Raw genomic sequence first — 3,275 nt, forward strand, 5'->3', positions numbered from 1 at the left:
GTGGCGGGGGCCGCCGCGGCGGCGGGGGTCGCGCCGGCCAGCGCGCCGGCCGCCGCGCCACCGAAGCCGAGGACCAGGGCGCCGACCGCGCCGGCCCGGACGACGCCGCGCCGGGAGACCTCCGCGTTCACCACGTCGCCGAAGTACGCGTTGTCCGACGTGTTCGGGACGGGGTGGTCACAGGCGTTGCCGCAGCGGTACAGACAGGTCATGGCGTCACGGGTGCCATGACGGTTACCGGTCAACAGGGGGAGCAGCCGGGGACGGTCGCTCATTTCAGTGGCCTCCAGGAAAGTCGGTGGCACGACAGGCGGCGTACCAGCCGGACGCTAGGAGGACGTGGTGAGCGGTCGTCGGCCGCAATGTGAACCAGGCGTGAACACCTGCGTGGGGACCAGCGGTCTGACCTCGGGCTGAACCGTTCGGCGTGACCGCACGTATTCCCGAGCGGACACACCGCCGGACGCGCGCCCGGAAGTGAGGAGACCGCCATCAGCGACCATGACGCCCAACTGCTGCGGGCGCTGCACGACGAGCACGCGGAGGCGCTGTACGCACACGCCCTGCGGCTGGTCAACGGCGATCGGCAGCGGGCCGAGGACCTGGTGCAGGAGACGCTGCTGCGGGCCTGGCGGCACCCCGAGTCCCTCGACCCGCGACGCGGCTCCGTACGCGCCTGGCTGTTCACCACCGCCCGTAACCTGGCCATCGACGCCTGGCGGCGACGGTCCACCCGGGTCGGTGAGGTGTTCACCGACGAGCTGCCCGAGCCGCCCGAGGTGGTCGACGAGGCAGAGCGTGCGGTGGAGGCGTGGACCGTCGCCGAGGCGTTGAACCGGCTCAGCCCCACCCACCGCGAAGTGCTTGTCGAATGCTTCTACCAGGGGCGGTCGGTGGCCGAGGCGGCGTCGCGGCTGGGCGTGCCGCCGGGCACGGTGAAGTCGCGCACCCACTACGCCCTGCGCTCACTACGGTTGGTCCTGGCCGAGATGGGGGTGACGGGATGACTCGGTGCGAGTTCGCGCACGACGACGGCGCGTACGTGCTGGGTGCCCTGGCCCCCGCCGAGCGGGCGGCCTACGAGCGGCACCTCGCCGGCTGCGCCTCCTGCCGGGACGCGGTCGCCGAGATCGCCGTCCTGCCCGGACTGCTCGGTCGCCTCGACCCGGCGGGCCTGGAGCAGTTCCTGCCGCCGCCGTCCCCGCCCCGGGTGCCCGCGCTGCTCGAGGAGGCCCGGAGCCGCCGGCGCCGCGAGCGCGCCGCGACCCGTCGGCGGTACGCCCTCACCACGCTGGCTGCCGCCGCGCTCGCCCTCGTGGTGGGTGTCGGCACGGCCGCGGTGCTGCCCCGACCGGTCGCCCCGCCGGTCACCCCGGGGGCACAGGGCACCCGCCCCGCCCCGCAGGTGTCGATGGTCGCCATGCGGCCGGTGGCCACCGCCGGGCCGGTGCACGCCGAGATCGGGTTGGCCGGCAGCAAGTGGGGCACCGAGGTGACCATGCACTGCGGGTACGACGCGCGGACGAGCTACGGCAAGGCGTACCCGTTCCGGCTGGTGGCGCACGGCCCGAACGGCAGCAGCGAGCAGATCGGCTCCTGGCTGGCGGCCCCCGGCGACGACCTCAGCTTCACCGGCGTCACCCGCTTCACCGACGCCGAGCTGGTCAGCGTGGAACTTCAACGATCCGACGGCACCCCCCTGCTGACGTACGCGGTCCCCTAACCCGCGCGCCCCATCGCGGGGGCACGGCCAGGGCGGGGTGGGTCAGGGGGTTGGGACGGGGCTCGGGAGACGAGGGGTGCTGCGGGACTGGCGGGCCTGACGGGCCTGGCGAATGGCGTCGGCGGTGAAGACCACCAGGGCGAGCCAGACCAGTGCGAAGCCGGCGAGGCGGGCCGGCGGCATCGGCTCGTGGAAGATCAGCACGCCGCAGGCGAGCTGGAGGATCGGCGCCAGGTACTGGATCATGCCGAGGCCGGTCAGTGGCAGCCGGTTGGCGGCCCCGGCGAAGAGCAGCAGCGGGATCGCGGTGGCCGCGCCGGCCAGCACCAGCAGCGCGGTGTGCCCGGCCGAGACGTGCCCGAAGGTCAACCCGCCATGCCGGTTCAGCCAGGCGAGATAGCCCAGCGCGGGCAGCGCCAGCACCGCCGACTCGACGAAGAGCCCCTCGGCGGCGGGCAACCCGAGCTGCTTCTTGATCAGGCCGTAGCCGGCGAAGCTGAACGCCAGGCTCAGGGCCAGCCAGGGCAGCCGGCCGTAGTCGACGGCGAGCACCGCGACGGCCGACGCGCCGATGCCCAGCGCCACCCACTGCGCCGGGCGGAGTCGTTCCCGCAGCACCGTCACCCCGAGCAGCACCACCACGAGGGGGTTGATGAAGTAGCCGAGCGCGGTCTCCACCACCCGGTTGGAGCTGACTCCGTAGATGTAGATGCCCCAGTTGATGGCGATCAGCGCGGACGCGGCGACGATCCCGGCGACCGTCCGGCGGCGGCGTAGCAGCGCCCGCAGGAAGCCGATGTTGCGCAGCGCGCCGAGCAGCAGGGCCACGAAGAGCACCGACCAGACGATCCGGTGGGCCAGGATCTCCAGCGGGCCGGTGGGCCGCAGCAGCTTGAAGTAGAGCGGAAAGAAACCCCAGAGCAGATACGCACCGATGCCGTAGAGGTATCCCAGGCGGAGTGGCGTCACGCCTCCACCGTAAGGGGTGAACCTCCGCTTTGTTCCTTTCCGGTGATCGGAGTCACCGGTGGCCGCCGGTCGAGCTGCATCCACCGCTGGGGAACGTCCAACGGGGTGAAGCCGACCCGCGCGTACACCTCGTGCGCGTCGTTGGTGGCCAGCAGGATCCGGCGTACGCCCAGCTCGGCCAGGTGGTCGCGCACCGCGCCGGCCAGCCAACCACCCAGCCCGAGGCCCCGAAAGGCCCGGTCGACGTACAAATCGCAGAGCCAGGCGAAGGTGGCGCCGTCGGTGACCACCCGGGCCACCGCCACCTGGCGGCCGTCCCCGGGCCGGTAGACGCCGAACGGCAGTGACCCGGCGAACGCCCGCACGACCGTCTCCCGGTCACGCCCCAGCGCCCAGTACGCGTCGGTGGACAGCCAGTGGTGTATCCGGTCCAGGTCGAGCCGGGCGGGATCGGTGCTGATCAGGTGGCCGTCGGCGCGGGTTAGCGAGAACACGCCTGCGAGGCTAGCCAACCCGACCGGCTCGCAGACCCGCCAATTCCCGAACTCTGGTCGCCGCACCGCCCGGCCCATCGGGAGCCGGG

General features: G+C 72.9%; 4 protein-coding genes and 1 pseudogene. 2 read left to right on the forward strand and 3 right to left on the reverse strand.

From position 1 onward, the window contains the following. A pseudogene (locus AB0J68_RS29775) lies at positions 1-275 on the reverse strand (phosphatase); the annotation flags it as partial. A 237-nt stretch (positions 276-512) separates the two neighbouring features. Here AB0J68_RS29775 and AB0J68_RS29780 point away from each other — a divergent pair. Both AB0J68_RS29780 and AB0J68_RS29785 read left to right on the forward strand, forming a co-directional pair. After that, a complete protein-coding gene (locus AB0J68_RS29780; RefSeq protein ID WP_234584867.1) occupies positions 513-1,007 on the forward strand; it encodes a sigma-70 family RNA polymerase sigma factor in 495 nt (164 codons plus the stop codon). Continuing rightward, positions 1,004-1,723, forward strand: a complete 720-nt coding sequence (locus AB0J68_RS29785) for a zf-HC2 domain-containing protein (protein ID WP_354860435.1) — start codon at positions 1,004-1,006, stop codon at positions 1,721-1,723. Before AB0J68_RS29780 ends, AB0J68_RS29785 begins: the two co-directional genes overlap by 4 nt. A 42-nt stretch (positions 1,724-1,765) precedes the next feature. Here the strand turns inward: AB0J68_RS29785 and rarD are convergent, their stop codons facing one another. After that, on the reverse strand, positions 1,766-2,692 hold the full coding sequence (gene rarD / locus AB0J68_RS29790; protein ID WP_355065359.1) for an EamA family transporter RarD: 927 nt from the start codon (positions 2,690-2,692) through the stop codon (positions 1,766-1,768). After that, positions 2,689-3,186, reverse strand: coding sequence for a GNAT family N-acetyltransferase (locus AB0J68_RS29795; protein ID WP_354860432.1), 498 nt, complete (start codon positions 3,184-3,186; stop codon positions 2,689-2,691). The genes rarD and AB0J68_RS29795 overlap by 4 nt, the downstream gene beginning before the upstream one ends. Positions 3,187-3,275 lie beyond the last annotated feature (89 nt).

The sequence above is a fragment of the Micromonospora sp. NPDC049580 genome, from assembly GCF_040675595.1.
Lineage (GTDB): Bacteria > Actinomycetota > Actinomycetes > Mycobacteriales > Micromonosporaceae > Micromonospora.

Excerpts from the sequence above, each read along its gene's own strand:
- AB0J68_RS29785 (WP_354860435.1), top strand. The coding sequence starts at position 1,004 with ATGACTCGGTGCGAGTTCGCGCACGACGACGGCGCGTACGTGCTGGGT.